23 protein-coding genes, 5 tRNA genes and 1 pseudogene are annotated in these 25,784 nt (G+C 59.0%); 8 read left to right on the top strand and 21 right to left on the bottom strand.

All coding sequences use genetic code 11. The features are described from left to right. Positions 1 to 114: 114 nt before the first annotated feature. The 5 genes from DWX63_RS10080 to DWX63_RS10060 all read left to right on the top strand — a co-directional run bounded on the left by DWX63_RS10080 (position 115) and on the right by DWX63_RS10060 (position 5,510). Positions 115 to 882 carry a mechanosensitive ion channel family protein gene (locus tag DWX63_RS10080; RefSeq protein ID WP_117635370.1) on the top strand — a complete coding sequence of 256 codons (768 nt, stop codon included), beginning with the start codon at positions 115 to 117 and terminating at the stop codon, positions 880 to 882. A gap of 94 nt (positions 883 to 976) precedes the next feature. Further along, positions 977 to 2,899 carry a BMP family ABC transporter substrate-binding protein gene (locus DWX63_RS10075; protein WP_117843612.1) on the top strand — a complete coding sequence of 641 codons (1,923 nt, stop codon included), beginning with the start codon at positions 977 to 979 and terminating at the stop codon, positions 2,897 to 2,899. Continuing rightward, positions 2,896 to 3,606 carry a metallophosphoesterase gene (locus DWX63_RS10070; RefSeq protein ID WP_117639531.1) on the top strand — a complete coding sequence of 237 codons (711 nt, stop codon included), beginning with the start codon at positions 2,896 to 2,898 and terminating at the stop codon, positions 3,604 to 3,606. Before DWX63_RS10075 ends, DWX63_RS10070 begins: the two co-directional genes overlap by 4 nt. Before the next feature lie 232 nt (positions 3,607 to 3,838). Beyond that, complete coding sequence (locus DWX63_RS10065; protein ID WP_117583099.1) at positions 3,839 to 4,399, top strand: RNA polymerase sigma factor; 561 nt, start codon at positions 3,839 to 3,841, stop codon at positions 4,397 to 4,399. Further along, the gene (locus DWX63_RS10060) at positions 4,380 to 5,510 is read left to right on the top strand and encodes a DUF4179 domain-containing protein (RefSeq protein WP_117635373.1); all 1,131 of its coding nucleotides are present in this window, start codon (positions 4,380 to 4,382) and stop codon (positions 5,508 to 5,510) included. The genes DWX63_RS10065 and DWX63_RS10060 overlap by 20 nt, the downstream gene beginning before the upstream one ends. Before the next feature lie 351 nt (positions 5,511 to 5,861). Here DWX63_RS10060 and DWX63_RS10055 read toward each other — a convergent pair whose 3' ends face one another. The 19 genes and pseudogenes from DWX63_RS10055 to disA all read right to left on the bottom strand — a co-directional run bounded on the left by DWX63_RS10055 (position 5,862) and on the right by disA (position 18,407). After that, a complete protein-coding gene (locus DWX63_RS10055) occupies positions 5,862 to 6,512 on the bottom strand; it encodes an isocitrate/isopropylmalate family dehydrogenase (RefSeq protein WP_233502585.1) in 651 nt (216 codons plus the stop codon). Beyond that, positions 6,436 to 7,002 (bottom strand): annotated as a pseudogene (locus DWX63_RS10050) (hypothetical protein). The gene DWX63_RS10055 and the pseudogene DWX63_RS10050 overlap by 77 nt, the downstream one beginning before the upstream one ends. Before the next feature lie 463 nt (positions 7,003 to 7,465). Then, positions 7,466 to 8,173 carry a 50S ribosomal protein L1 gene (gene rplA, locus DWX63_RS10045; protein ID WP_089572518.1) on the bottom strand — a complete coding sequence of 236 codons (708 nt, stop codon included), beginning with the start codon at positions 8,171 to 8,173 and terminating at the stop codon, positions 7,466 to 7,468. Positions 8,174 to 8,290: 117 nt separating this feature from the next. Further along, positions 8,291 to 8,719, bottom strand: coding sequence for a 50S ribosomal protein L11 (gene rplK / locus DWX63_RS10040; protein WP_022093893.1), 429 nt, complete (start codon positions 8,717 to 8,719; stop codon positions 8,291 to 8,293). A 120-nt stretch (positions 8,720 to 8,839) separates the two neighbouring features. Next, positions 8,840 to 9,376 (bottom strand): transcription termination/antitermination protein NusG, encoded by a 537-nt coding sequence (nusG, locus tag DWX63_RS10035; RefSeq protein ID WP_006234984.1) that lies wholly within the window; start codon positions 9,374 to 9,376, stop codon positions 8,840 to 8,842. Positions 9,377 to 9,379: 3 nt separating this feature from the next. Next, positions 9,380 to 9,718 carry a preprotein translocase subunit SecE gene (secE, locus tag DWX63_RS10030; RefSeq protein ID WP_089572519.1) on the bottom strand — a complete coding sequence of 113 codons (339 nt, stop codon included), beginning with the start codon at positions 9,716 to 9,718 and terminating at the stop codon, positions 9,380 to 9,382. Between the two features lie 76 nt (positions 9,719 to 9,794). Continuing rightward, positions 9,795 to 9,870, bottom strand: a tRNA-Trp gene (locus tag DWX63_RS10025). Positions 9,871 to 9,883: 13 nt separating this feature from the next. Beyond that, entirely contained in the window at positions 9,884 to 10,033 is a 150-nt protein-coding gene (rpmG, locus tag DWX63_RS10020) for a 50S ribosomal protein L33 (protein ID WP_022093895.1), read from the bottom strand. A gap of 279 nt (positions 10,034 to 10,312) precedes the next feature. Further along, entirely contained in the window at positions 10,313 to 11,503 is a 1,191-nt protein-coding gene (gene tuf, locus DWX63_RS10015; RefSeq protein ID WP_117563790.1) for an elongation factor Tu, read from the bottom strand. Positions 11,504 to 11,599: 96 nt separating this feature from the next. After that, positions 11,600 to 11,676, bottom strand: a tRNA-Met gene (locus tag DWX63_RS10010). 3 nt (positions 11,677 to 11,679) lie between these two features. Further along, positions 11,680 to 11,755, bottom strand: a tRNA-Thr gene (locus tag DWX63_RS10005). Between the two features lie 10 nt (positions 11,756 to 11,765). Beyond that, positions 11,766 to 11,847: transfer RNA gene (locus DWX63_RS10000), tRNA-Tyr, on the bottom strand. A gap of 793 nt (positions 11,848 to 12,640) precedes the next feature. Then, positions 12,641 to 12,715, bottom strand: a tRNA-Thr gene (locus tag DWX63_RS09995). Positions 12,716 to 12,939: 224 nt separating this feature from the next. Next, positions 12,940 to 13,617, bottom strand: a complete 678-nt coding sequence (locus DWX63_RS09990) for an NYN domain-containing protein (protein ID WP_006234978.1) — start codon at positions 13,615 to 13,617, stop codon at positions 12,940 to 12,942. 3 nt (positions 13,618 to 13,620) lie between these two features. Further along, a complete protein-coding gene (gene rlmB / locus DWX63_RS09985; RefSeq protein ID WP_117843611.1) occupies positions 13,621 to 14,541 on the bottom strand; it encodes a 23S rRNA (guanosine(2251)-2'-O)-methyltransferase RlmB in 921 nt (306 codons plus the stop codon). Positions 14,542 to 14,684: 143 nt separating this feature from the next. After that, positions 14,685 to 16,151, bottom strand: coding sequence for a cysteine--tRNA ligase (cysS, locus tag DWX63_RS09980; RefSeq protein ID WP_117843610.1), 1,467 nt, complete (start codon positions 16,149 to 16,151; stop codon positions 14,685 to 14,687). A 3-nt stretch (positions 16,152 to 16,154) separates the two neighbouring features. Beyond that, on the bottom strand, positions 16,155 to 16,649 hold the full coding sequence (ispF, locus tag DWX63_RS09975; RefSeq protein WP_006234975.1) for a 2-C-methyl-D-erythritol 2,4-cyclodiphosphate synthase: 495 nt from the start codon (positions 16,647 to 16,649) through the stop codon (positions 16,155 to 16,157). Then, positions 16,639 to 17,367: a 2-C-methyl-D-erythritol 4-phosphate cytidylyltransferase gene (gene ispD, locus DWX63_RS09970; RefSeq protein ID WP_117843609.1), complete on the bottom strand. Its 729-nt coding sequence runs from the start codon at positions 17,365 to 17,367 to the stop codon at positions 16,639 to 16,641. Before ispD ends, ispF begins: the two co-directional genes overlap by 11 nt. Then, a complete protein-coding gene (disA, locus tag DWX63_RS09965) occupies positions 17,367 to 18,407 on the bottom strand; it encodes a DNA integrity scanning diadenylate cyclase DisA (RefSeq protein ID WP_369831362.1) in 1,041 nt (346 codons plus the stop codon). Before disA ends, ispD begins: the two co-directional genes overlap by 1 nt. Positions 18,408 to 18,783: 376 nt before the next feature. Between disA and DWX63_RS09960 the strand changes: the two genes are divergently transcribed. The 3 genes from DWX63_RS09960 to DWX63_RS09950 all read left to right on the top strand — a co-directional run bounded on the left by DWX63_RS09960 (position 18,784) and on the right by DWX63_RS09950 (position 21,227). After that, positions 18,784 to 19,362: a manganese efflux pump MntP family protein gene (locus tag DWX63_RS09960; protein ID WP_117769322.1), complete on the top strand. Its 579-nt coding sequence runs from the start codon at positions 18,784 to 18,786 to the stop codon at positions 19,360 to 19,362. A 128-nt stretch (positions 19,363 to 19,490) separates the two neighbouring features. Then, on the top strand, positions 19,491 to 19,922 hold the full coding sequence (locus DWX63_RS09955; protein ID WP_158556873.1) for a helix-turn-helix domain-containing protein: 432 nt from the start codon (positions 19,491 to 19,493) through the stop codon (positions 19,920 to 19,922). Further along, a complete protein-coding gene (locus DWX63_RS09950) occupies positions 19,923 to 21,227 on the top strand; it encodes a type II toxin-antitoxin system HipA family toxin (protein WP_117843608.1) in 1,305 nt (434 codons plus the stop codon). Between the two features lie 125 nt (positions 21,228 to 21,352). Here the strand turns inward: DWX63_RS09950 and DWX63_RS09945 are convergent, their stop codons facing one another. Both DWX63_RS09945 and DWX63_RS09940 read right to left on the bottom strand, forming a co-directional pair. After that, positions 21,353 to 22,810 (bottom strand): aminoacyl-histidine dipeptidase, encoded by a 1,458-nt coding sequence (locus DWX63_RS09945; protein ID WP_117563799.1) that lies wholly within the window; start codon positions 22,808 to 22,810, stop codon positions 21,353 to 21,355. Positions 22,811 to 23,024: 214 nt separating this feature from the next. Further along, positions 23,025 to 25,667 (bottom strand): ATP-dependent Clp protease ATP-binding subunit, encoded by a 2,643-nt coding sequence (locus DWX63_RS09940; protein ID WP_117843607.1) that lies wholly within the window; start codon positions 25,665 to 25,667, stop codon positions 23,025 to 23,027. Between the last annotated feature and the right edge of the window lie 117 nt (positions 25,668 to 25,784).

Here is a 25,784-nt window from a genome sequence, read left to right as displayed (position 1 = left end):
GCGCATAAAGAAAGCCTCCCATTTCTCATGTCCAAGAAATGGGAGGCAGTTCATGATCGGACGGGCTTTTTGGTGGGTATCATGGTTGAATGATCATTAGGAGGTTTTCCCTACATGGAATTGTTTGAACCGATTCTTCATTTCTTTGAGCAGCGCTGGGTCCACAACATCATCTGGGCCGTCATCTTGGTAATAGTCACCGCCATCGCCGCCAAGGTGGCATCCAAGACCCTGCGCCACCTACTCAACCGAGACGACAACCCGCTTCCCGCATCGAGCATCTTCATCAACATCGCGCGTGCCGTCATTTGGATGATCGGCGGCAGCTTTATCCTCGACAACTGCTTTGGCATTAACGCAAACGCGCTCGTCGCCGCTCTTGGCGTCGGCGGCATCGCCATCTCGCTCGGCTTTCAGGACACGCTATCAAACCTTATCGGCGGCATGCAAGTGACCTTTATGGGCATCATCAAGCCCGGCGACAATATCGAGGTCGGCGGCGTGTCGGGCGTGGTCCAGGACATCACTTGGCGCCACACGACCATCGAGGACGCCTGCGGACAGACCATCATCGTCCCCAACTCCAACATCTCCAAGAACACACTCGTGCACCTCATGCCCTTTGGACGCGTTGTCGTTCCCGTCGCGGTGAAGGACACGTCAAAGTGGGACTCGCTCGATGCGCTGGCAGACGAGCTCGCCTGTGCCACCAAGGTCGCCGTTTCACCCATCTCGGGCTTTGACAAGGAACCCTACGTGCTCTTTAGCGAGATCGGCGACTTTGGCATTAAGGGTAAGATCATCTTTATCGTCAGTGACGACAGCACCACCTTTACGGCAGCCGACGCCTGCATCCGCGCCATCGCCCCCATCATCGCCTAAAACCACCGCAAAGGGGACAGGCACCTTTGTGGTGGTTTCGCATCGTGGTAACATGGTTCATATCGTTGTTTAAACGACTAAGGGAGTAGACACCATGGAAGAGGCCTATCGTCAAGCACGCAAGCGCGGCGAGCAGGGACGCCGTCGCGCCATTAGTCAAAGCGAGCATCCGTACCTCACGGACCTCGATAGCTTGGTCGCCCAGCTCCCCTTAGGTCAGCGAGAGAATGTCGGCCTAAGAGACATTCCGCTCGAAATGGTCGTCGGAACGGTTACCAAAGGTCGCCAGTCCGCCTTTTCGTGTAACTTTATGCCGCTGCTCCCCTGGAATACCGAATTCGCCCGCAAATGGTCCAACCTCTACGATATCCAAATCTCCGAGGGCTACCGCGACCCCATCATCGTCACCGAGTTCATGCACCGCTTTTACGTCCAAGAGGGCAACAAGCGTGTCAGCGTCCTTAAATTCCTTGACGCTCCGACGGTTTCGGCCAAGGTGACGCGTCTGTACCCCGGTAAGTGGGATTCCGTCGAGAGCCGCCTGTACGGTGAGTTTTGCGCCTTTTGGTACGTATGCCCCCTGTACGAGATTGAGTTTTCGCGCGAGGGCAGCTACGAGATGCTTGCCAAAATGCTCGGCCAAGATCTTGTCGAAAAATGGCCTCAAAAGAAGGTCGACTACCTACGTCACACCTTCCTGCTCTTTAAGCGCGCCTATCTTCGCGCGGGCGGCGACCACTTGGACATTACGCCTGCCGATGCCATGCTCGTCTACCTCAACGTCTACAACCAGGACCGTCTGCTGGATACGCCGACGGATATCGTCGTCAACCGTCTGTGCAAGATTTGGCGCGAGCTTGTCATTGCCGGCAAAAGCGACGAGGACAAAGTCGATCTTGTCGAAGCGCCGCAGCCCAACGAGAAAGAGGGCGCACCGACAAAAGCTACCTCGGGCGTGCTCAACTTCTTTATGAGCAAGACCGTCTACTCCACTGCCAATCCCATGCGAATCGCCTTTATCCACGAGTTTCCCTGTGCCACGTCGAGCTGGGACAGCCTACACGACCAGGGCCGCCGGTATCTTGATGAGCACTTTGGCGGCATCGTGCGCACCGAGGCGTTCGAGGACTGCCACGATTCGGACGTGTTCTACGCCGCCGTCGAGACAGCCGTAAAGCACGGGGCGAACGTCATCTTCTCGACCTCACACCGGCTCATGGAATACACGCTCAGGGCGTCAGTCGAGTATCCCCAGGTGCGGTTCCTTAACTGCTCAATCGGCCTTCCCCACCAAAGCGTCCGCTCGTACTTTGGAAAGATGTACGAGGCCAAGTTCCTACTGGGCGCCCTTGCCGCCAGCATGGCCGACAACCACCGTATTGGCTACCATGCGTCGGTCTTCGCCTCGGGCGCGCTGGGCGAAATCAACGCCTTCGCTATCGGTGCCTCGCTGCTCGACCCTCGTGCGCAGATTATCCTCACTTGGGGAGATGTTCCCGCCGGCGGTCTTGCCGAAGCCATGTGTCGCGAGAGCGTGAGCGTCATGACCGGCGCCGATATGTCCAAGTCTCTCGAGGACCCCACCGCCTACGGGCTTCACCGTCTGGTAAACGGCAAGGAAGTTACCGGTATTGCTATGCCGGTATGGAACTGGGGCCGTTACTACGAACTCATCGTACGCAGCCTACTGCACGGCACATGGGACGAGACCGCCGATGACCAGCAGGTGCGCGCCGTCAACTACTGGTACGGTATGAGCTCCGGCGTCATCGATATTCGCTACGCTCCGGGCCTACCCTATCAGACGCGTAAACTTGTGCAGCTGCTTCGCAACGGCATTGTCGAGGGCTCCATCAACCCATTTGGCGGCGAGCTCCACAGCCAGGACGGCGTGGTTCAGATTGAGGGCTTCCCTCCCCTGCCGAGTACGCAGATTGTCGAGATGAACTGGCTGGCTGACAACGTTATAGGCTCGATTCCGCAGCTCGATAACGAGCCGGAGGTCCGTGCCCTATGAATATCCTAGCCATTGCCGATGTAGAGGAGCGCTGCCTGTGGGAATGTTTTCGCAAGGAGCGCTTTGAGGACGTTGACCTGATTCTATCCGCAGGCGACCTGGATCCGGACTATCTTGAGTTTTTGGTCACTGTCATCAACAAACCGCTTGTGTACGTTCGTGGCAACCACGACGACCGCTACGCGCGCCATGCACCGGGCGGGTGCATTTGTGTTGAGGACAGCGTATATGTGTACCGAGGTATTCGCATTGCGGGTCTGGGCGGTTCCATGCGCTACCGCGACGGCGCGAACATGTATACCGAGCGCGAGATGGCAAAACGCATGCGCAAGCTATCGCGAAAAATCGCACTGGTAGACGGATGCGATATTCTACTTACCCATGCACCCGTCGCAGGCATGGGCGACCTGGACGACCTGCCGCATCGAGGATTCGAGTGCTTTAATGCGGCTCTTGAGTCTTGGGGTCCCGACTATATGATTCACGGGCATGTGCACCAAAGCTACGGCCCCAACTTTCAACGCGAGCGCCAACACCCATGCGGAACGAAGATTGTCAACGCCTGCGGCTATACCAAGATCGAAATTGACGAGGCGCGCTACCCCACGCGCGGTTGGAAGGCCGCTTGGCTCAACTCGCAAACCATGCGCCGCGAGCTCAAACGCCACGAAGCAATCGAGTCTTCAACCGCCAGAACCCCCTGGTAACTGCCAACAACCACCACGAAGGGGATAGGCACCTTTATGGTGGTTTTGCTGACTCGTCCGACCTGTCCATCACGGTGCTTGTGTAATTAACGAGAACACTCATTGTTTTGTAAGGACGGCGCTCACGTGCCGTCTTTTTTTGTCAACTTATGCAGTCTCGACCGTGTTGTATGTAGAGGGACCTCGCGAGACGCCTTCCCTATATCCACCACGACCAATTGGAGGTGACACTATGCCTGCACGCCGTAACCGCAATAGCACGCTCCGATGCGATGCCGATCAGATCGAGCGGGAAGCAAAGCGCTTGGTCGACACGTATTCCGACCTCATCCTTCGATTGTGCTATTCGGCCCTTGGATCCGCTGACGACGCTCAAGACATCTGCCAGGACACGCTGATCAAGATTCTCCAACGCACTCAACCGTTCGACTCGCTCGAACACGAACGTGCTTGGGTGATCCGAGTCGCACTGAACGCATGTCGCGATATCGGCCGTACGCACGCGAATCACCCGGTTGTCGACCTCGATTCGCTCCCCGATTTCTGCGCACCCGTAACACATACCGAGCAAGAATTCGCGCAACGCGACTGCGCCATTCTTTCCGCTGTCACGGCCCTGCCTCAAGCACAGCGCATCGCCATCTTTTTGCACTACTACGCAGGCATGAGCATCAGGGAAATCGCAGACGCCGTTCACGCGACGCCAGCTGCAACCGCCCAGCACCTTAGCCGCGGACGTGCGTCACTTCGGCTTTCCTTGAAAGGAGACCACAATGACTACGAATTCGAATGACTATCGCCACGCCCTGGAGCACATTTCGTTTACCGATAATGCGAAGCAGCACATGGCAAACTCGATTGCTCAGTCCGTCGCCTCGAGCGATGCGGCGACCGCTCAAAGCAACTTTAATGGCACGCGACGCAAGCCGCGCATCGCCCGCCATCCCGTAAGAACAGTCGCTCGCATTGCCGCTGTAACGGCAGTCCTCGCTATCGTCATTGGAGGCGCTGGCACGGCTATGGCAACAGGCGTCCTGCCGCTTCCTTCTGACATGCTTTCCGACATCTTTGACGGACCTGCTTCTCAAACCGAGATCATCGACCGTATTGGCCGGCCCGTCGGTGCTAGCTGCTCCAACAACGGAGTCACCGTGACCGCCGACGCCATCATGGGCGACAAGGATATGGTTACCATCGCCTATACGCTTACGTTCGACGATCCCGCTGCCCTGAAAAAGCTTTCCGAGCCGGGCGAGAACGGAACTATCGCCGGAAGTGTCGATGGAAACGTATACGTTGATGGCGAGCATGGCGGCCAAGGCCAATCATGGCTCATTGACAAGAACCCCAATGACTCCAGCATTCAATACTTTGCACAGTTCAGCGTTGAATCACCCGGCCTTATGGGCAGGACCGTCCGCACGCATATCAACTCTCTCGTTGTGCCACGTGCTGGCAAAGAGCTTCCCGAGTATAAGAAAATACTTACGGGCCCATGGGATCTTAAGTTCCAGCTGAATTACGAAGATACATCCGTTACGATTCCCGCGCCCAAATCGGTCAACTTTAACGGCACCAAGGCGACGATTCAAGAGGCCACCGTATCCTGCGTTGGCGTTTCAGTCCGCTACAACATAGATCGTTCCATCGAACACGACAACAACAGCGGCAAGATGTCTCAAAACATGGAGGAGTCTATGGATGCCGTTGGCAACATACCCCTCATCGTGACGTTCAAAGACGGTCATGTTGAGGACGCAACCAGCCACAGCGGCTATTTCGCAAATAAACTGGATAACGGCACCACTGATGTCCACAAGACCTGGCCGTTCTCGCAAGTTTGTGACACAGACAAGATTGCAAGCGTACAAATTGGCGATACGGTCATTCCCATGAATTCGTAACGCTACGCGGCTCGTATATGCACCCGGTTCCGCACTTCGCGTCTAAAGATGCGCCGTCATCGAGCAGCGTGAGCGCAAGGCCGCCCGTATGGTCGGCTGGGAACACCTCGTTGCGCTAAAAACCACCACGAAGGGGACCGGCACCTTTGTGGTGGTTTTGCTGACTCGTCCGACCTGTCCCAACGGTTTGTCTCAATCTGTAACAGGTAGGGCCCAAATAATCGGTTAGCTGTTACAGATCGAGACAGACCACGGATGCTCGGCCGAAAATCTCAATCTGTAACAGGTAGGAACGATTTTGCCCCTTAGATGTTACAGATTGAGATATTTGACAGCTTGAATCGGCATCGCCTACAGCGCGGCGACGACCTTGTCGCCCATCGTCGTGGTGCCGAGGATCTTATCTGCCGGGGTGTTGACATCGGCGATGTCACGGGTGCGCCAGCCCTCGTCGAGCACGCGCGCCACGGCGCTCTCGATCCACGCGGCTTGCTCGCCCATGTCGAGCGCGTAGGTCAGCAGCATCGCCACCGACAAGATTTGAGCCAGCGGATTGGCCACGCCGAGCCCCGCGATGTCAGGAGCGCTGCCAGCGCTCGGCCCAAACAGCGATACGCCATCATCCAGCGAGGCAGAGGCAAGCATACCGAGCGATCCGGTAATCTGAGCCGCCTCATCGGACAGGATGTCGCCGAACATGTTCTCCGTCACCACGACGTCAAAGTCTGCCGGTCGACTGATGAGCTGCATGGCGGCGTTGTCGACGAGCAGGTCCTCAAGCTCCACGTCGGAGTACTCCTCGTCTTGCACGCGATGCACGATCTCGCGCCACATGCGGCTCGTCTCCAGCACGTTGCGCTTATCAACGCTCGTCACCTTGCCGCGACGTTTGCGCGCCGCCTCAAATGCCTGGCGCGCAATGCGCTCAATCTCGTACTCGCGATACTCCATCACGTCGACCGCACGCTGACCGGCCGCACCCGCAGCGCCCGCGCAGGTCACGGATGCGGGCGCCAAAGTCCCACGGCATGTTGTAGCCCATCGTATCGGGGATGTTCACGACCGTGGCACCGGCCTTTACGGCCGCCTCGATAATGCGCACCAGAAACTCCTGATCGGAGCGGCCGGCATCCTCGGCATAAAACTCAACATCGTCAACGAACTTGCGAGCATGTTTGACGGCATGGATCGCTCACTCAATTGCCCTTTCCTCAGTCATATGGAGCTTGTCGCGCAGGTGACTGGTGCTCACACCCAGCCCTGTATGGATACGGGGCCTCTGGGCCGTTTTGAGCGCCTCTGCAGCCACTTCGATATCCCTGTCGACAGCGCGCGTCAGGCCGCATACCGTGCATCGGTCGCCCGCAATCTTGCCAATCTCCTGTACGGAGCGAAAGTCACCAGGACTCGAGATGGGAAAGCCCGCCTCGATAACGTCCACGTTCATGCGCACCAGCTGGCGGGCGATGAAGAGCTTTTCCTCGGTATTCATGCTGGCGCCCGGCGACTGCCCACCGTCGCACAGGGTGGCGTCAAAGATTGTGATTTTGCGGCTTATATGTTCCTCCTGATTGACCGTTTTATGACAGATGGCTTTCAGGAGAGAGAAGGCCTAGAGATAGAAAAATACCCGTGTCGCTCATCACGCCTGAAAGCGGCAGACGATAGCGCACCCGGGTACAACAAATCGTTATAGCGAGATTACAACCCTAGCGCGCTATCCAATCTAGTAGCGCTAGGCCTAGGAGCTGTTGCGTGTTCTTAAACATGTTGGGCTCCCTTCGGCCTCGGGTAGTACTACATCGCGCTAAAGTACAACACAAGTAAAACCACCACAAGGGTGCCTGTCCCCTTCGTGGTGGTTTCGTTGACTCAAAAGCAAGAGACCCGGTCCTGCACGAGGCAGAACCGGGTCTCTTTAGCAATGCTTGCTTTGCTCAGGCAGTAACTGTTAGTTACTCAGCCAGGAAGTCGCGCTGGATAGCGGGATCGACCTTGACGCCAGGGCCCATGGTGGAAGACACGGAGATGGACTTGACGTACTTGCCCTTAGCAGAAGAGGGCTTGACGCGCAGGATCTCGGTGTACAGGGCAGCATAGTTCTCGACGAGCTGCTGCTCGGAGAAGGACTTCTTGCCCAGGGGCACGTGGCAGATGCCGTAGCGGTCGGCGCGATACTCAACGCGGCCGGCCTTGAGCTCGGAGACCATCTTGGCGACGTCCATGGTCACGGTGCCGAGCTTGGGGTTCGGCATGAGGCCACGGGGACCAAGGATCTTACCGATGCGGCCAACCTTGGCCATCATGTTCGGCGTAGCGATAGCGGCGTCGAAGTTGATCTCGCCCTTCTGGATCTGGGCGACGAGCTCGTCGGAACCGATGATGTCGGCGCCGGCAGCCTCGGCCTCGCGGGCCTTCTCGCCCTCGGCGAAGACAGCAACACGAACGGTCTTGCCGGTGCCGTGAGGCAGGGAGATGGAACCACGGATGTTCTGGTCAGCCTTACGAGTATCGATGCCCAGACGGAAGTGGGCCTCGACGGTCTCGTCGAACTTGGCGGTGTCGAGCTCCTTGATGAGCTTGGCAGCCTGAAGGGGGGTGTAGAGCGTGGCGCGGTCGATCTTCTCGGCAGCGGCGTTATAGCTCTTACCATGCTTAGCCATGTGCATTACCTCCTGTGGTTAAACGGGCGTGAGCCCTCCCACATCGTATCGTGTGCCCTATTGCACACATATAACGGGCGCCCCGGTCGGAGCACCCGTCATTACCTAAAGAAATCGCTACTCAGCGATGGTGACGCCCATGGAACGGGCGGTACCGGCGATGATCTTCTTGGCGGCGTCAATGTCGTTGGCATTGAGGTCCGGCATCTTGATCTCGGCGATCTTGGTGAGCTGCTCCTGAGAGAGCTGACCAACCTTGTCGGCCTGGGGCTTAGCGGAACCAGACTTGAGGTTCAGCTCCTTCTTGATGAGGTGAGCCGCCGGCGGGGTCTTGGTGATGAAGGAGAAGGACTTGTCCTCGTAGACAGAGATCTCAACGGGGATGATGTCGCCCTTCTTGTCCTGCGTCTCGGCGTTAAAGGCCTGGCAGAACTGCATGATGTTCACGCCAGCAGCGCCCAGGGCGGGGCCGACGGGAGGAGCGGGGTTAGCTGCACCAGCAGGAATCTGGAGCTTAATGACGTTGGCAACCTTCTTCTCAGCCATGGTCATTCCTTTCGAATCACGAGTGTGAAGTACTTGCTATATCGTAAGCACGCACGTGTTAGAAGCACTCCTGAGATGAGCAGTCACAGAAGAAGCACGCTCGCGCGAACGGACGAAAACTTAAGCGATGACAGCGACCTGGTTAAAGTCGAGCTCGACCGGCGTCTCGCGGCCAAAGATCATCAGCGTGACCTTGAGCTTGCCAGCCTCGGTGTTAACCTCGGAGACCTTGCCATCAAAGTCGGTAAGCGGGCCATCGGTGACGCGGACGGACGTGCCGACCTGAATATCAACCGAGGTGCGCTTGGGCGAATCGCCCTTACCGGGACGACGAGTCATCTTGTTGTACTCGTCGCGGGAAAGCGGAGCGGGCTTGCCGTTGCCGCCCAGGAAACCGGTGACGCCAGGCGTGTTACGAACGCACGTCCAAGCATCGTCATCCATCTCCATGCGGACCAGGACATAACCCGGGAAGATCTTGGAATCCTTGGTCTCGCGCTTGCCACCCTCTTTGATCTCGGTGACGCGCTCCATAGGAATCTCGATATCAAAGATACGGTCCTGCATGCCCATGGTCTCGATGCGATGCTCGAGATCGGACTTAACGCGGTTCTCGTATCCAGAGTAAGTGTGAACGACGTACCAACGCTTAGACATGGTTTAGCCCCTCAATCCAGAGAACAGAGCAAGAGCCTCGCCAAAGCCAGCATCGAGCAGAGCGATGACGACGCCGACGACGATCAGAGAAGCGCAAACGACGACCGAGTAGTTCACGAGCTCCTTCTTATCGGGCCACGTGACACGCTTCATCTCGGACTTCACCGAAGCGAAATACTTCTTGGTGCGGGCGAAGAAACCAGGCTTCTCGTTCTTCTTAGACTTCGCAGCCTTCTCGCTCTTCTTGGCAACGGCCTTCTTGGCCTCAACCTTGGAGTTGGCGGCAGCGTTGTTGGCAGGCGCCTGCTGCTGTGCCTTCTTCTTGTTCTTCTTGTTGGCCATTTGGGTTACCTCCGCGCAATGCGCTTATACATGAGTAAACCGTAAGCCCCCAAGTGGGAGCTTACGGAATAATGACTGGCACGCCAGGAAGGACTCGAACCCTCAACACTCGGTTTTGGAGACCGATGCTCTACCAATTGAACTACTGGCGTATATGACTAGAGACTAGCGAGTCTCTTTGTGCAGCGTGTGGTGACGGCACCAGGGGCAATACTTCTTGATCTCCATACGATCAGGCATGGTCGACTTGTTCTTGGTGGTCGTATAGTTGCGGCGCTTGCACTCAGTGCACGCAAGAGTAACTAGAGTACGCATGTATCCTGAACCTTTCATTTCCGCCCCGTACGGGCACGAGTTATTACTTTATCAGCTCCACGTAAGTGCTGTCAATGAAAACCTCGAGTCAATTGGTTCTCGATGGATCCATTCATATTTGGAACACATCAATGAAGCCATCGAGATCTAATCGACGGTGCATCCAGGACCATTATCGATCCTCTCGACACCAGCAACGGCTGAATATCCATTGCAGAAAAGAACCCGGCACCCATATAAGTGCCGGGTTCTCTAAGTCAGCTATATCAAAGAGCTAATTTACTCAATGATCGTGGAGACGATGCCCGAACCGACGGTGTGGCCACCCTCGCGGATAGCGAAGCGCAGGCCCTCCTCCATGGCGATCGGGTGGATGAGGTCGCCCTCGATGGTGATGTGGTCACCAGGCATAGCCATCTCGGTGCCCTCGGGGAGCTTGACCGTACCGGTAACGTCGGTGGTACGGAAGTAGAACTGAGGACGATAACCATCGAAGAACGGGGTGTGACGGCCGCCCTCCTCCTTGGTCAGAACGTAGATCTCACCGGTGAACTTGGTGTGCGGGGTAACCGAACCGGGCTTGCAGAGAACCTGGCCGCGCTCGATGTCCTCGCGCTTGATGCCGCGGAGCAGCAGACCGACGTTGTCGCCAGCCTCGCAGAAGTCCATGGACTTACGGAACATCTCGATACCGGTAACGACGGTGTTCTGGGTATCCTTGATGCCGACAATCTCGACGGGCTCGTTGAGCTTGAGCTCACCGCGCTCGACACGGCCGGTAGCAACGGTACCACGGCCGGAGATGGTCATAACGTCCTCAACGGCCATCAGGAACGGGAGGTCGTTGTTACGAGCAGGCGTCGGGATGTACTCGTCGACAGCGTTCATGAGCTCGCGAATGGCGTCCATCCACTTGGCGTCGCCCTCGAGAGCGCCCAGAGCGGAACCACGGATGACGGGGATGTCGTCGCCGGGGAAATCGTACTCGGAGAGGAGCTCGCGGGTCTCCATCTCGACGAGGTCGATGAGCTCGTCATCGTCGACCATGTCGCACTTGTTCAGGAAGACGACGATGTAGGGAACGCCGACCTGACGGGCGAGCAGGATGTGCTCGCGGGTCTGAGCCATGGGGCCGTCGGTAGCGGCGATGACCAGGATAGCGCCGTCCATCTGAGCAGCACCGGAGATCATGTTCTTGACGTAGTCAGCGTGGCCCGGGCAGTCAACGTGAGCGTAGTGACGGGCAGCAGTCTCGTACTCGACGTGGGAGACGGAGATCGTAATGCCGCGCTCGCGCTCCTCGGGAGCCTTGTCGATGTTCTCGAACGCAGTGAAGTCAGCCTTGCAGCCCTCGGTCTCGGAGAGAACCTTGGTGATGGCGGCGGTCAGCGTGGTCTTGCCGTGGTCGACGTGACCAATGGTGCCGATGTTAACATGCGGCTTAGTGCGCTCAAACTTCTCTTTGGCCATAAAGCCCTCCTCTTAACAGGTCGTCCCCGGACGGGACTTTGCCTTTATACCATAGTGGCCTCTCAACATACTATTGAGAAGCCACCGTGTTACCTATGGTAGCGGTGACTGGATTCGAACCAGTGACGCCACGGGTATGAACCGTGTGCTCTAACCAACTGAGCTACACCGCCGGATGGAGCCTGCAACCAGACTTGAACTGGTGACCTCTTCGTTACCAACGAAGTGCTCTACCGACTGAGCTATACAGGCACTTGACGGGTGGGAGCTATAGGATTCGAACCTATGTAGGCAAAGCCAACGGGTTTACAGCCCGTCCCCATTAACCACTCGGGCAAACTCCCAATCGTTCAAGTATCCGCAGGTCCTTTGGTCTTTTGGACCGCCGCCCCCGCGAACGAAAAAGATAATACGATGCAACCTTGGGGGCTGTCAACGAAAACCTCTAGATACACGGTTCCGGGCGTATCTATATAGCCGTGACCTGCGGTTTTATTGAGTTTGGATATGAAGGACGGTGGTTTTGGATACAGAGGTGACATTTCCCAAGGTAACACTTTGGCGTAGTGGAGTACACCTTCAGGATCGAACTTCGATAACAGCCTATTTGCACCTATATATAGGTCGAGATCGGGCTTCCGTGGCAGATTCGAGCGTGGATTTTCTTCCGTTTGAAATCGAGCGTGGACAATCTCCCACTATTGGCGTGCCCCCAAGGCCAAAGTGGCAGATTATCCACGATCATTCACTAAGCGGGAGATTTTCCACGCTCGTACGTCCGATAATCCACGCTCAGGGGGGGGCAGCCGAGCTCGACACGGCTTTTGTCTCGATCTGTAACATATAGAGAACATTTTCTCCCCTATCTGTTACAGGTCGAAATATTACGCAGAGACCCCAGCTTACGTCTCAATCTGTAACAGTAAGAACGGTTTTCAGCCTCTTCGTGTTACAGACCGAGATGTTATCGTCCGTCCCTTGGCAATGTCTCGATCTGTAACAATAAGGAGGGTCTTCAGCCCGCCCGTGTTACAGATCGAGACAAACCTAAAGCCTGGTGGGAGTCAAACCCGCTGACATGTCAACATAAATAGAAACGGGCCCTGTCCCATATAGAGACAGAGCCCGAAACTCTCATGGAGCCAGTGACAGGAATCGAACCTGCAACCCACTGATTACAAATCAGTTGCGCTACCGTTGCGCCACACTGGCACACTTGGCGCTTTCGCGCGAAGCCAGTTAAGAATAAAGGAATTGCTGACGAGGCGCAACAGACCCTTTGACCGACCACATCTCAAAACTATTCGTCAGAACGAATAGTTTTATCTGTTCGCCAGAACCAAAACTATTCGTTTTGTCGATGCCAAGCCGCAACCCATTGATTACAAACCAGTTGGTTGGTCAATCGAGAAAGCAGCTCCCCATAGAAGGTTTACCTACCTCCCGCGCAGAGCCTTGAGCTTGGCCAGGGCATCGGGGCTCAGGCGACTGCCCAGAGTCATCTTGATCTGCGGAGCTTCCTCTGCCTCGTGAACGTCGTTATCGATCTGCTTGATCTCGTCCACCAGCATGCGGCTCGAGATGCGCGTAACACCTTTGCCCATGACGACGGCCTGGATCGTGCCGTCGCTCGATACCACGGAGCACGCGCGGCCCTCCTCACGTGCCTCGATGCAGAGCTTCTGCACCACGGTATCGGCAGAGACGCCCGTCGGCGAAAACTCGATGCGCACGCCGCGGGCCGGCAGGTTGGGGCGCTCGCTGGAGATATTGCCCGCGCCGTCAAACACGATTACGGCCTCGTAGCGGCCCTGGGCAAAGGCGGCGACGTCGTTGATGAGGGCGGTGCGCGCCATATCGTGAACGTCGCTGGAATACGGATCGTCGGAATGGTCGTACACGAGCTTTTCGTAGCGCGGCGTGCAGTGGATCACGTTGTAACCGTCGACCACCAGCAGCTCGGGCTTGTTGGAGTGCACCGTCGAGACCGGGTCGGCGATGGCCTGCGCAAACGCATTGCCGCCCACGCCATAGGTCGCGGCCGAAACAATCGGCTTGGCCGAGCCTTCGCCAAAGCGCTTGGCCTTGGACTTGGCGCGGTTCTTCTTGGACATGCGCTACTCCTCCCCCATGAGCTCGCCGGCGTTGCGGCGCAACCACTCAAAGCACAGCGCGGTAGTCGCCTGGGCAACATTGAGGCTCTCGGTCATGCCGCGTTGGGGAAGCCTGGTCAAAAAGTCGCATTTCTCGAGCACCAGACGCGAGATGCCGTCGCCCTCGGAGCCCATGACGAGCGCCACGCGGCCCTCGAAGGGAGCGTCCCAGCAACTGCCTTCGGCATGCTCGGAAGCGCCGCCCACCCAAAAGCCAGCGGCCTTGAGGTCGTCAAGCGCTCGGGCAATGTTGGGAACCTGCGCGATGGGCAGGTGCATGACGGCACCGGCAGAGGTCTTGTAGCTGCCCACGGTCACGCCGGCGGCGCGCTTGTTGGCGATGATGACGCCCGCCGCGCCCACGACCTCGGCGGAGCGCACGATGGCGCCAAAGTTACCGTCATCGGTCACATGGTCGAGCACCACGACGAGCGCCGGTCCATCACCCGCGCGATCGAGGATATCGGCAACATCGGCATAGGGGAAATTACCCACCTCGAGCGCAATGCCCTGGTGAGCGCCATGGCTCGACAGCGCATCGAGCTGCGCGCGCGGCACATACTTAATGCGGACGCCTGCGACGTTGAGGTCGTCGACCAGACGCGACAAGGCGGCATCGCGCTCCCCGCCCTCGGCGATGAGCGCGCACTTGACGGGAAAGCCGGTACGCAGTGCCTCGGCGGCAGCACGGCGACCTTCGATAAACTCGCCCTTGGGCACCTGAACGTTGTCGCGGTTGCGATCTCGCTGCGGACGCGCAGCCTGGGCATGGGAGCGCTCGCGCTGGCCCTTGGAAGCGGCAGCGCGGTCATTACGGCGAATCGGACGCGAGCCAGAAGCGACCTGCTTGCCGCCACGAGGCGCACGCTTGCGATTGTCGGCCATATAGCGACCTCCTTAAATAGATAACGAACAAGAATCGACCGTCCGAGCCACGGCACCTTGCCTTTCAATCGTCGGGCATGACCACCAGGTCTATGCCCTCCTCTTTCAAGGCAATCTGCCGCACCTCGAACGGTCGACAAATACTAGAGAGTCTTAATACGAGTGCCGGCGGCAGTATCCTCAATCGTCAGGCCCAGGTCCTTGAGCTGATCACGGATGGCATCCGCCAGATCCCAGTTCTTGGCGGCACGGGCCTCGGCGCGAGCCTCGAGAATCTTGGCAGCGGCCTCATCCACGTCGTCGCCCGTGTAGGCGACCAGACCGGCGGCAACGCCCAGCAGTCCCAGCGGCAGCTCGACCTTGGGCTCGGGAAGCTCGACGCCAAACGTATCGAGCAGCTCGGCCAGTGTATCGGCGGCAGCCAGGACTGCGGCCTTGTCGGCAGCGTCGCCCGCCTGCTCCAGGTACTGGTTGCACTCGGTCACAAAGCCAAAGACAGCGCCCATGGCACCGGCGGTGTTAAAGTCGTCGTCCATGCACTCCTTAAAGGTGGCGCGGGTCTCGGCGGCCTTGGCGGCAAACGCCTCGGATGCTGCCTCATCGGCATCGGCCGTCGCATGGTTCGCGGCCCAGCGCAGGTTCTCGACCGTGCCGGCGATACGCGTGAGCGAGTTCTCGGCACCCTCCAGGCGCTCCCAAGAAAAGTCGAGCGGTGAGCGATAGCTCGTCTGCAGCATCAGCAAGCGCAGAGCCGCGGCAGAGTGCTGCTCGAGCACCTCGGCCAGCGTAAAGAAGTTACCGAGCGACTTGGACATCTTCTCGCCGTCGACCAGCAGCATGCCCGTGTGCATCCAGGTGTTGGAGAAGCCCTGGTGCCAGGCGCAGGTAGCCTGGGCGCACTCGTTTTCGTGATGCGGGAAGGCAAGGTCGGAGCCACCGCCGTGGATGTCGATCGGGGTGCCCAGGTAGCGGTGCACCATGGCGGCGCACTCGGTGTGCCAGCCGGGGCGGCCCTCGCCCCAGGGGCTCGGCCAGCTGGGCTCGCCGGGTTTGGCGGCCTTCCACAGGGCAAAGTCGAGCGGGTCGTTCTTGTCCTCGTTCTCCTCGATGCGCGCGCCAACCATAAGGTCGTCGATGTTGCGGCCCGAGACCTGACCATAGTTGGGATCGCTGCGCACGGCAAAGTACACGTCGCCGTTATCGGCTGCGTAAGCGTGGCCCTGCTCGATAAGCGTCTTGATCATGGCGATCATGGGACCGATCTCTTTGGTGGCGCGGGGACGCACATCGGGATCGAGCACGTTGGCAGCGCGGATAACGCCGATGAACTTGTCGGAGAACTCCGTCGCGACCTCGGCGGCCGTACGGCCCTGCTCGTTGGCGCGCTTGATGATCTTGTCATCGACATCGGTGAGGTTCTGGGCGAACGTGACCTCGTAGCCGCTCGCGATGAGCCAGCGACGAATCACGTCAAAGCTGATGAACGTGCGGGCATTGCCGATGTGGATGTTGTCGTAGACCGTGGGGCCGCACACGTACATGCGGACCTTGCCGGACTCGATGGGCTGGAACTCTTCCTTTTTATGGGTAGCGCTGTTGTAGATACGCATTCGTTACTCCTTAACGGTTTTCTGTAGCAGGCAGACGGCCCAGGCACCGATTCCCTCGCCCTGACCTTCCCAACCGAGCTTTTCGGTCGTAGTGGCGGCGACGCCCACGTTTTCCACGTCAACGCCCAGGGCATGGGCAAGGTTGGCGCGCATGGCATCGCGGTGCGGGGTGATCTTGGGTTGCTGACAGGCAATGGTGCAATCGGCATCGACAAACTCAAAGCCCAGCTCGCGCGCATAGTCCATCACGCGAGCGAGCAGCACCATCGAATCGGCACCCTCGTAGGCGGGATCGGTGTCGGGGAATAGCTTGCCGATGTCTCCTCCGCGGCAGGCGCCCAGAATGGCGTCGGCCAAGGCATGCGCGAGCACATCGGCATCCGAGTGGCCCAGCAGGCCGCGCTCGTAGGGGATGTCGACCCCGCCGATGATACATCGACGCCCCTCCACCAAACGGTGGACGTCGTAGCCGTGGCCAATGCGCAGGTTACTGAACATGGGGAAGGTCCTCTCCCTCGGCCATGCGACCGAGCAGAATCGCGGTTACGGGACGCAGGTCCTCGGGCACCGTCACCTTAAGGTTATCGCGCGGGCTCTGGACGCAGCGAACGCGCCCGCCCATGCGCTCGACCAGCGAAGAATCGTCGGTACCGATAAAGCCCTCGGCGATAGCAGCGGCGTGAGCGCGCTTCATAGCGTCGACGCCAAAGATCTGCGGCGTCTGTGCAGCCCAATAGAGTTCACGCGGCGGCGTCTCCACGATATTATCGCCGTCGACGATCTTGAGCGTGTCGATCGCGGGCTGACCGCACACGACACCGTCGAGCGAGCGGTCGCCCACAAGCACGTCGATCGCATGATCGATGGCCTCGGTCGTGATGAGCGGACGGGCGCCGTCGTGGATGGCGACATATTCGAAACCCGCCGGAACCGCATGCACGCCGGCACGGGTGGAATCCTGGCGGGTATCGCCGGCATCGGCAAAACTGATGGGCGTGTCATACGAATACGGGCTGATGGCCAGGCGGCGCATCTCGGCACGGCGCTCGGCAGGGCACACCACCACGATGTGGCCGACCTTGTTGCTACGATCGAACGCGCGGATGGACCAGCTCATGAGCGGACGGCCCGCCACGTTAACGAGCTGCTTGCCGCCGGGATTTCCAAAGCGCTGGCCGCTGCCGCCGGCAACGACCACGGCGCATACGGGCGCCATTATGCGTTCCCCTGTTTGGTGCCCTTCATGCGGTACAGGGAGTCCGCAAGAATGGCAGGGTTGTTGACGCCAAAGTCGCCCAGGCGCTCCGGATCCTCGCTGATGTCATCCATGAGCTCCTGCAGCGAGCCGTACTCGTCGACGATCTTCTCGGCCACGCCGTCGCGCACAACAGACACGCGCGAAAGCGTGCGCAGGCCCAGCGGCGTCATGACGGAGTCCTCGTCCAGGTCGTCGTAACCCAGAACCGCCGCCACATGCTGTGGGTCGGACAGGTCCTTAGGCGTCATACGGCTCAGGTTGGCGCGGATCTTTTCGGCATTGGCCTCGGAGGAATCACTCGCATAGTCGCGAATCATCAGGTCGTACTCGGTATCCATGCTGGAGCCGGCGAGCTGCTCGAGCTGCATCTGCACGAGCTTGCCCTGGTTGCCCAGCTTGACAATGCAATCCTTAAGCTCAGTCTTTGCCTGCTGCATGATCTCGAAGCTCGAGAAAATCCCGGTGATATCGGCGAGCGTAACGTAGTCATCGAGCTCGAGGGCCGTCAGACGCAGCAGGGAGCGGTCGAGCGACTGACGGGTGGTCTGAAGCGTGGCGACGAGCTGGTTGACCGAGCTCATGATGGTGGTGACGGGCTGGATCTCATAGCTCTTGCCGTGAACGTACACGTTGACGACGGCACGACGGGCCGAGACCGAGATCACGATGGCATCGGTGAGCACCGACATGCGAGCGGCAGTGCGGTGACGCATGCCCGTCTCGCTCGTGGCAAGCGAGGGATCGGGATTGAGGTGGAAGTTGGCGCGCAGGATCTGGGTGAGGTCGCCGTCGATAACGATGGCACCGTCCATCTTGGAGAGCTCGAACAGGCGGTTCGAGGTGAACGAAATGTTGAGTGGGAAGCCGTCGTTACCGGCAGCGAGCACGTTTTCGGTGTCGCCGACGCAGATAAGGGCACCCAGGTGACCGGCGATGATCATGTCGAGGGCGGTGCGGATCGGCTGACCAGGTGCCGTCAGGCGGATGGCCTGTTCCATACGCTTTTGCAGCTCGTTCTTATCCAAGGCATCGCTCCCATCGCATACGCTCCATAAACGCTAAATAGTTTCTCACGGTTTGTCCCCGCGGCGCTCGCGAAATCCGATGCTTACAGAATGAGCGAACACCGCTGAGAGCCTCAACCCAAATGAGCTGTTCATGTGGTAGCATCGGGATTCACATGAATGAGGGAGTAGTCGCGTGACCGGGTTCGCCTCCGGTGGCGCGGCAAGTCAACATACTGGCCGATGCGGCCTGGCTTGCCTTAATGAACGAGACTCGTGGTTGTACGCGCAGCGCGTACGCCACGGGTCTTTTTTGTTGCTCCCCTGTCAGAAGTACACGCGGGTTCGCCCGCAAGGAGGGAGCCAAACCATGGGACTCGTAGAGCTCGTGCTGCTCGCCATTGGCCTTTCGATGGACGCCTTTGCCGTATCCATCTGCAAGGGCCTTGGCATGAAGAAGATCAACCTTAAGGTCGCCGTAGTGCTCGGCCTGTTCTTTGGCGGCTTCCAGGCCGGCATGCCCGTGATCGGATGGGCGCTTGGCAGCCAGTTTATAGGCATCATCGGCCCCATCGACCATTGGATTGCCTTTATCCTTTTGGCCTTCATCGGCGGCAAAATGCTGTGGGAGGCTTTTACCGAGGACGAGGATGAAGGCGACGGCAAGAATGCCGAAAAGATTGAACTGAGCGAGTACCTGATCCTCGCCATCGCCACCTCAATCGACGCCCTGGCCGTGGGCATCTCGTTCGCCGCGCTTTCGGTCGACATCGTTCCCGCCGTATCGCTTATCGGCGTCACAACGTTTATCTTCTCCGTCGCCGGCGTAGCGATCGGCCACACCTTTGGCGCGCGCTACGAAAAACCTGCCACCATCGTGGGCGGCATCGTGCTCATCCTCATCGGACTTAAGATCTTGCTTGAGCATCTGGGGATTTTGGCGCTGTAACGCCAAACACAATCGCTCAAAACTCAACGCCAGTATAAGGCCTCATGCAAAGTTTTGCATGAGGCCTTTTCGTGCAGACTTTTGCATGTCATACTGATATGCAAAAGTCTGCATGTTAGGAGATCGCCGTGAATACCCTTCCCATCACCACACCGCGCCAAGCTGGCATCTACGTGCGCCAGGCACGCGAGGCTCAGGGTCTCACCCGTGCCGCCCTCGCCAAAACGGCCAGTGTTTCGGAGCGCCTGCTCGCATCGCTCGAGCTAGGAGACGCCACCGGCATTCGACTCGACAAGTTGCTGTCCGTCTTTAACGCACTCGGCATAGGTCTCTTTGCGCAAAGCGATAACGACTCCATCGCATCGCCCTCCGAACATCCGACGACGAAAGCGGACCTCCCTATCGCGAACTCGAATGCCCTGCCAAAGCCAAGCGTAGGCAGACGACCCGCTCGACAGGGAACGCCATCTTCCTATGGTGCCTTGCTGGCCCAAATCGCAGCCGAGCAAGGCCTTTCCGACACTTCAGACCTCTCCTTTGGCTGTAAGGTTGTGAAATAAATGGCAGAGATGGAGCTTGCGACCCTCATTTGTGGCGAAATCGCAGGCACTCTCCGGCAAGACGAGCATGGACTCTGCAGCTTTGTATACGCCCCAACCTATCGCGGAGCACCACTATCGCTTACAATGCCGCTTTCCAATCGCACGTATGGCCATAACATCGTCCGCCCGTTCCTATTTGGCCTTTTGCCCGACAGCCAAGAGCAGCGTCGCGCTATTGCCGCCGAGTATGACGTTGCATCCAACAACCCCGTCGCCCTCTTGTGCCATATCGGTCTTGACTGCGCAGGGGCCGTTCAGTTTTGTCGAACCGATCAATTAGGCGCCGCCCGCGGCAGGGTCTCGGCATACCGCCCGCTTACCAATTCTCAAATCGCTCACAAGCTCAAAGCAATTCGCGATGACGAAAGAGAGACATGGATGGGCTCCAACGAAAGCTGGTCCCTGGGCGGCAACCAAGGCAAATTTGCACTAGCTTGGCATGATGGCCAATGGTGCGAATGTCTAGGGTCATCCCCCACTACCCATATCTTCAAAAATGGTGTCGTTGGGTTCAAACATCAGGCCTTAAACGAATTCGTCTGCATGAAAACGGCTCGGCGTGTTGGCATTCCAACTGCCAACGTCTCCTATTGCACATTTGAAGACGAAGCCGCGCTCGTCGTTGAACGGTACGACAGAATGGTCAATAGCAGCGGAAATATCGAAAGGCTGCATCAGGAGGACTTTTGCCAGGCGCTCGGTGTATTGCCAAGCCAGAAATACACCGCCGACGGAGGACCAACCACACGAGACATCCAAGAACGACTGATTAACACAGTCCCCCACCACATGAATCTTGTGCTTTTTACCTATATGTTGTTCTATAACGCCATTATCGGAGCGCCTGACGCACACGCTAAAAACTACTCGCTCATCCTAGGCAAAGGCACAAACGCAGCGCTCGCACCCATGTACGATGTCGCATCGGGCTTGGCGTACGAACGTATGCGCCGCCGGGCGCGCCTTGCCATGAGCGTTGGCGGCGAAAATCGAGTGGGGCGCATCGGTCCAGGCGCTATCCGCCGATACCACGGTATGGGCGACCCCGCGCTGGAGGCGGCGCTCACCGATGCCGGGCTATCCGAGAAGTTTTGCTTTGCGACCATGATGGACCTCGCCTACGAGGTGCCCATTTGTATGGAAGAGATCATGGACGAATACGCCGACCTGCCCGGCATGGCGGACCTGCGCGAGCACATGCTCGGCCCCGTCCGCGAAAACTGCCAGCGCACCCTCGACCTCATCAAGGCGGATATGGGCTAGGCGCCAATCAATCCACATTTCTTAAAAGAAGAGGGGGGCACCCGTCGCAAAAGTTCGGATGCCCCCTCTCGTAATGTCATTTGCAATCCGCTAGCACGTGGCTCGAACTGCTGCTAGCGCGACCCTTACGCGGCAAGGCGCTTGAGGACGTCGATGAGCAGCTCGTAGAAGCGCTCGGCAGAAGCGAGCTCCATGCTCTCGTCCGGGGTGTGGACATCGGAGAGCGTCGGGCCCACGGCGATGGCGTCCAGGCCGTGCAGGGCCTCAGCAAACAGGCCGCACTCAAGGCCAGCGTGAATGGACTCGATGCGCAGCTCGGAGCCAAAGAGCTCGCGATAGCTCTCGACAAAAACGTCGCGGACCGGCGAATGCTCGGCATAGCTCCAGCCGGGATACTCGAACTCGAACTTGGCGTCGAAGCCCAAGACATCGGCCAGCGTCTGCAGGCGGTCCTTGAACTCGTTCTGCAGCGAGGTGATCGAGGAGCGCGGGGACAGCATGATCTTGACCTGGTCGTCGGAAGTGGCGACCACGCCGATGTTGGAGGAAACCTCGACGGAGCCGTCAGTGGCGACGTTGCGGCGAATCACGCCGTTAGGGGCAAGACGCAGGGCGCGGATGAGGGCAAGCGCGGACTTCTGATCCATGGCCTCGACCTCGGCGTCGTCGGCAATCTCGACGGTGCAGGTAAAGCCGGGGTCGAAGACCTCGAGCTCGGCAGTGACGTCGGCGATGATGTCCTTTGCGATCTGGGCCGCGGCCTCGGCGGCAGCGTGGTCGGCGTAAACCAGCTCGGCCTTGCACTCACGGTTGATGGCGTTGTCCTTAGTGCCGCCGTTAAAGCTAACGATGGCGGGCTCGCCGGCGACCATCAGGCGGTCGATGATGCGGGCCATGATGAGGTTGCCGTTGCCGCGCTCCAGGTTGATATCGTTGCCGGAATGACCACCCAGTAGGCCGGAGATGTCGAGCGTGAGGGTGCTGCCGGTCTTGTGCTCGCGCACGATGGGGCAGGTGTAGGTAACAACGACGCCGCCAGCGCAGCTGACGGTGGCAACGCCCTCTTCCTCGGAGTCAAGGTTAATCATGGTGCGGGCGCTAATCTGGGACTTGTCGAGCGTCTCGGCGCCGACCAGGCCAGTCTCCTCATCGGTGGTGAATACGCACTCGAGGGCGGGGTGAGCAATCGAATCGTCGTTGAGCACAGTAAGCATCAGAGCGACAGCAATACCGTTGTCGGCGCCCAGGGTGGTGCCGTTAGCGGTGAGGACGCCGTCCTTCACGACCAGGTCGATACCGTCGGTCGTAAAGTCGTGCTCAACAGAGCCCAACTTGTCGCACACCATATCGATGTGGCCCTGCAGCATCACAGTCGGGGCATTCTCGGCGCCGGCAGAAGCGGGCTTGCGAATGATGACGTTGTAGACCTCGTCCTGGTACACATCGAGGCCGCGCTCCTTGGCAAACGCAACCAGGAAATCGCTGATGCCCTTCTCGTTGCCAGACCCACGGGGGATCGCGCTGACCTCCTCAAAGAAATGGAACAGCTGGGCGGGCTCGTAGCCGGTGATCTTGTAATCCATGGTGCCTCCTTGGCGCAACTGGTTAGACAGTAAGACATGCGCCTTGTATATTCCCAGACTTTGCGTGCATAAACCAGTCGAAAACGCCGAGCGCCCTCGCATCATCGGCTAACGGTGGACCGTATAGCGTAACGGTCACAACTTCCGCAGCTCTACAAATCGAGGCGCCCTTTCCGGAGCGCCTCGATTGCGCGTATCAAATTGTCGCCACGCCTTACAGCGCGCCGGAACCGGCTTGCATCATGCCGCCGGGGCCCGAGGTCACGCCGCCGCTCACGGGCGCGGCGTTGCCAGTGCGCGGTGCCGCCGGGGCGGTATCACCACCGAGCGTGCCCGCCGGACGCGGTGCCGGGATCTCGCCCGTGCCGTGGCTAAAGACAAACTTGCCATCGGCCACGTCGCACAGGACGGTATCGCCCTCGCCCCACTCGCCGGCCAGCAGCTCCTCGGACAGCGGGTCCTCGATGAGCTTTTGAATAGCACGGCGCAGCGGACGCGCACCGTTGGTGAGGTCGGTGCCCTCGGCCACGATCTTGTCATAGGCCGCATCGGTGAGCTTGATGTTCATGCCGTTGGCAATCAGACGCTGGCGCAGGTCGTCCACCAGCAGGTGCGCGATCTTGGTGAGATTCTCGCCCGAGAGCTTCTGGAACACCACGATGTCGTCGATACGGTTGAGCAGCTCGGGGCGGAACAGGCGCTTGAGCTCGCCCATCGCGCGACCACGGATCTCACTCGACGTGAGACCCTGCTCGCCGGTGGTGCCAAAGCCCACGCTCGCATCCTGCGCAATCTCGCGGGCGCCCACATTGGACGTCATGATGATCACGGTGTTGCGGAAGTCGACCGTCTTGCCCTGGCTATCGGTCAGGCGGCCCTCCTCCAGCACCTGCAGCAAGATGTTGAAGATATCGGGGTGCGCCTTCTCGATCTCGTCGAACAGCACGACCGAGTACGGGTGGCGACGAACGGCCTTGGTGAGCTGGCCGCCCTCGTCGTGACCGACGTAGCCCGGAGGGCTACCGATGAGCTTGGAGACCTCGAACTCGCTACCGAACTCGGACATGTCGAAGCTGATGAGCGCGTCTTTGCTGCCAAAGAGATACTCGGCGAGCGTCTTGGCGAGCTCGGTCTTGCCCGTGCCGGTGGGACCCAGGAAGATAAAGCTGCCGCCGGGACGACGCGGGTCCTTGAGCGGCGAGCGGCTGCGGCGCACGGCCTTGGCGACGGCCTCGACGGCCTCGTCCTGGCCGATAATGCGGGTCTCGAGCACGCTTTCGGTCTGCAGCAGGCGACGGCTCTCGCTCTCGGTGAGCGAGGAAACCGGCACGCCAGAGGTCACGGACACGATGTCGGCAATCTGACTCACGTCGATGGTGAGCGGGCTGGCGTCGAGCTCGGCGGTCCAGGCGGCCTTGGCTTCGGCGAGTTCAATCTCGGCGGCCTTCTGCTGCTCGGTGATCTCGGCGGCCTTGTTCATGTCATCGCTCTCGGTGGCCTCCTGCGCGGCGGCCTTGAGCTCCTCTATACGATGCTCGGCCTCGCGCACCGGCTCGGGCGCGCGATTCGCGGCGATGCGAGCGCGGGCACCGGCCTCGTCGATGAGGTCGATGGCCTTATCGGGCAGGAAGCGATCCTGGATGTAGCGGTTGGAAAGGTTCGCGGCGGCCTCGATAGCACCCTGCGTATAGCGCACATGGTGGTGCTCCTCGTAGCGCGGCTTGAGCGCGGTCAGGATCTTGACCGTGTCCTCGACGCTCGGCTCCTCGACATCGATGGTCTGGAAGCGGCGCTCAAAGGCCGGATCTTTAGTGAGGTACTTACGGAACTCCTCAGCCGTGGTGGCACCAATGATCTGGAAAGCACCGCGCGCGAGCACGGGTTTGAGCATAGAGCTCGCATCGATAGAACCCTCGGCAGAACCGGCACCGATGATGGTGTGCATCTCGTCGATAAACAGGATGACGTCGTCGGCTTCGGTGGCCTCTTGGATCACGTTCTTGAGGCGCTCCTCAAACTCACCGCGATACTTGGCGCCCGCCACGAGGCCCGGCAGGTCGAGCGTCCAGATATTCTGGTTCATGAGGTTCTCGGGCACGTTGCCAGCAGCAATCTGCTGCGCCAGGCCCTCGACGATAGCCGTCTTGCCCACGCCGGGATCGCCCAAGATAAGCGGATTGTTCTTGGTGCGGCGCGAAAGGATCTCCATCATGCGCTGGACTTCCTTTTCGCGGCCAATCACGGGATCGAGCTCGCCGTCGCGCGCCTTTTGCGTGAGGTTGGTGGCGAACTGCTTGAGCGTGTCGGTGCCGCCCCCCTTTTGCTGAGAGGCATCCGAGCCGCTAAAGAACGGCAGGCCCGCACCGGGACGACCAGCGCCAGCGCCAGCGAGCGGACGCTTCTTGTCCTGATCCTTGGCAGTGAGCTTTTCGATGGCCTTTTTAATGGAAGCAGACGACACGCCCAGGCGCATGAGGATGTCCATGGCCATGCCGTTGCCTTCTTCGACGATGCCGATCAGCAAGTGCTCGGTCGAAACGTAGGTCTGGTTGTTCTCGCGTGCCACGCGGAAGGAGCGCTCCATCACGCTAATGACGAGCGGCGTAAAGGCAAGCTTGGCAGCCTCGGTCTCCTCGCTGGGCTCGGGAACCGTGGTCTGGACCTCTTTGAGGGTATCCATGATGTCGTCGTAGGAGATATCGAGCGAGCGCAGCGCCTCAGCGGCAATGCCCTCGTCCTCCTTGGCGAGCGCGAGCAACAGATGCTCGGTACCCACCTTATTTGAATGAAGATCGAGCGCCTCCTGCTTGGCCATGGACATGACCTTGCGCGCGCGATCGGTAAAACGGTCTAACATGCTAGTTCCTCTTAGACGAGCTAGTTTTTTTCAAACGCAAAGCGCCACTCGTGGCGGCGCTTTGGTCTCTTTACCCATATGGAGTATATGTTAATCGCTGGGGCCTTTTCCGCATGC

Source organism: Collinsella sp. AF20-14LB (assembly GCF_003459505.1).
In the GTDB taxonomy this organism is placed as follows: Bacteria; Actinomycetota; Coriobacteriia; order Coriobacteriales; family Coriobacteriaceae; genus Collinsella.
This window is presented reverse-complemented; position numbering and strand designations above follow the sequence as displayed.

Bases quoted from the DNA above. Each gene is read 5' to 3' on its own strand.
- DWX63_RS10080 (WP_117635370.1), top strand. From the start codon at position 115: ATGGAATTGTTTGAACCGATTCTTCATTTCTTTGAGCAGCGCTGGGTC.
- DWX63_RS10075 (WP_117843612.1), top strand. From the start codon at position 977: ATGGAAGAGGCCTATCGTCAAGCACGCAAGCGCGGCGAGCAGGGACGC.
- DWX63_RS10070 (WP_117639531.1), top strand. From the start codon at position 2,896: ATGAATATCCTAGCCATTGCCGATGTAGAGGAGCGCTGCCTGTGGGAA.
- DWX63_RS10065 (WP_117583099.1), top strand. From the start codon at position 3,839: ATGCCTGCACGCCGTAACCGCAATAGCACGCTCCGATGCGATGCCGAT.
- DWX63_RS10060 (WP_117635373.1), top strand. From the start codon at position 4,380: ATGACTACGAATTCGAATGACTATCGCCACGCCCTGGAGCACATTTCG.
- rplA (WP_089572518.1), bottom strand. From the start codon at position 8,173: ATGGCTAAGCATGGTAAGAGCTATAACGCCGCTGCCGAGAAGATCGAC.
- rplK (WP_022093893.1), bottom strand. From the start codon at position 8,719: ATGGCTGAGAAGAAGGTTGCCAACGTCATTAAGCTCCAGATTCCTGCT.
- nusG (WP_006234984.1), bottom strand. From the start codon at position 9,376: ATGTCTAAGCGTTGGTACGTCGTTCACACTTACTCTGGATACGAGAAC.
- secE (WP_089572519.1), bottom strand. From the start codon at position 9,718: ATGGCCAACAAGAAGAACAAGAAGAAGGCACAGCAGCAGGCGCCTGCC.
- rpmG (WP_022093895.1), bottom strand. From the start codon at position 10,033: ATGCGTACTCTAGTTACTCTTGCGTGCACTGAGTGCAAGCGCCGCAAC.
- tuf (WP_117563790.1), bottom strand. From the start codon at position 11,503: ATGGCCAAAGAGAAGTTTGAGCGCACTAAGCCGCATGTTAACATCGGC.
- DWX63_RS09990 (WP_006234978.1), bottom strand. From the start codon at position 13,617: ATGTCCAAGAAGAACCGCGCCAAGTCCAAGGCCAAGCGCTTTGGCGAA.
- rlmB (WP_117843611.1), bottom strand. From the start codon at position 14,541: ATGGCCGACAATCGCAAGCGTGCGCCTCGTGGCGGCAAGCAGGTCGCT.
- cysS (WP_117843610.1), bottom strand. From the start codon at position 16,151: ATGCGTATCTACAACAGCGCTACCCATAAAAAGGAAGAGTTCCAGCCC.
- ispF (WP_006234975.1), bottom strand. From the start codon at position 16,649: ATGTTCAGTAACCTGCGCATTGGCCACGGCTACGACGTCCACCGTTTG.
- ispD (WP_117843609.1), bottom strand. From the start codon at position 17,367: ATGGCGCCCGTATGCGCCGTGGTCGTTGCCGGCGGCAGCGGCCAGCGC.
- disA (WP_369831362.1), bottom strand. From the start codon at position 18,407: ATGGAACAGGCCATCCGCCTGACGGCACCTGGTCAGCCGATCCGCACC.
- DWX63_RS09960 (WP_117769322.1), top strand. From the start codon at position 18,784: ATGGGACTCGTAGAGCTCGTGCTGCTCGCCATTGGCCTTTCGATGGAC.
- DWX63_RS09950 (WP_117843608.1), top strand. From the start codon at position 19,923: ATGGCAGAGATGGAGCTTGCGACCCTCATTTGTGGCGAAATCGCAGGC.
- DWX63_RS09945 (WP_117563799.1), bottom strand. From the start codon at position 22,810: ATGGATTACAAGATCACCGGCTACGAGCCCGCCCAGCTGTTCCATTTC.
- DWX63_RS09940 (WP_117843607.1), bottom strand. From the start codon at position 25,667: ATGTTAGACCGTTTTACCGATCGCGCGCGCAAGGTCATGTCCATGGCC.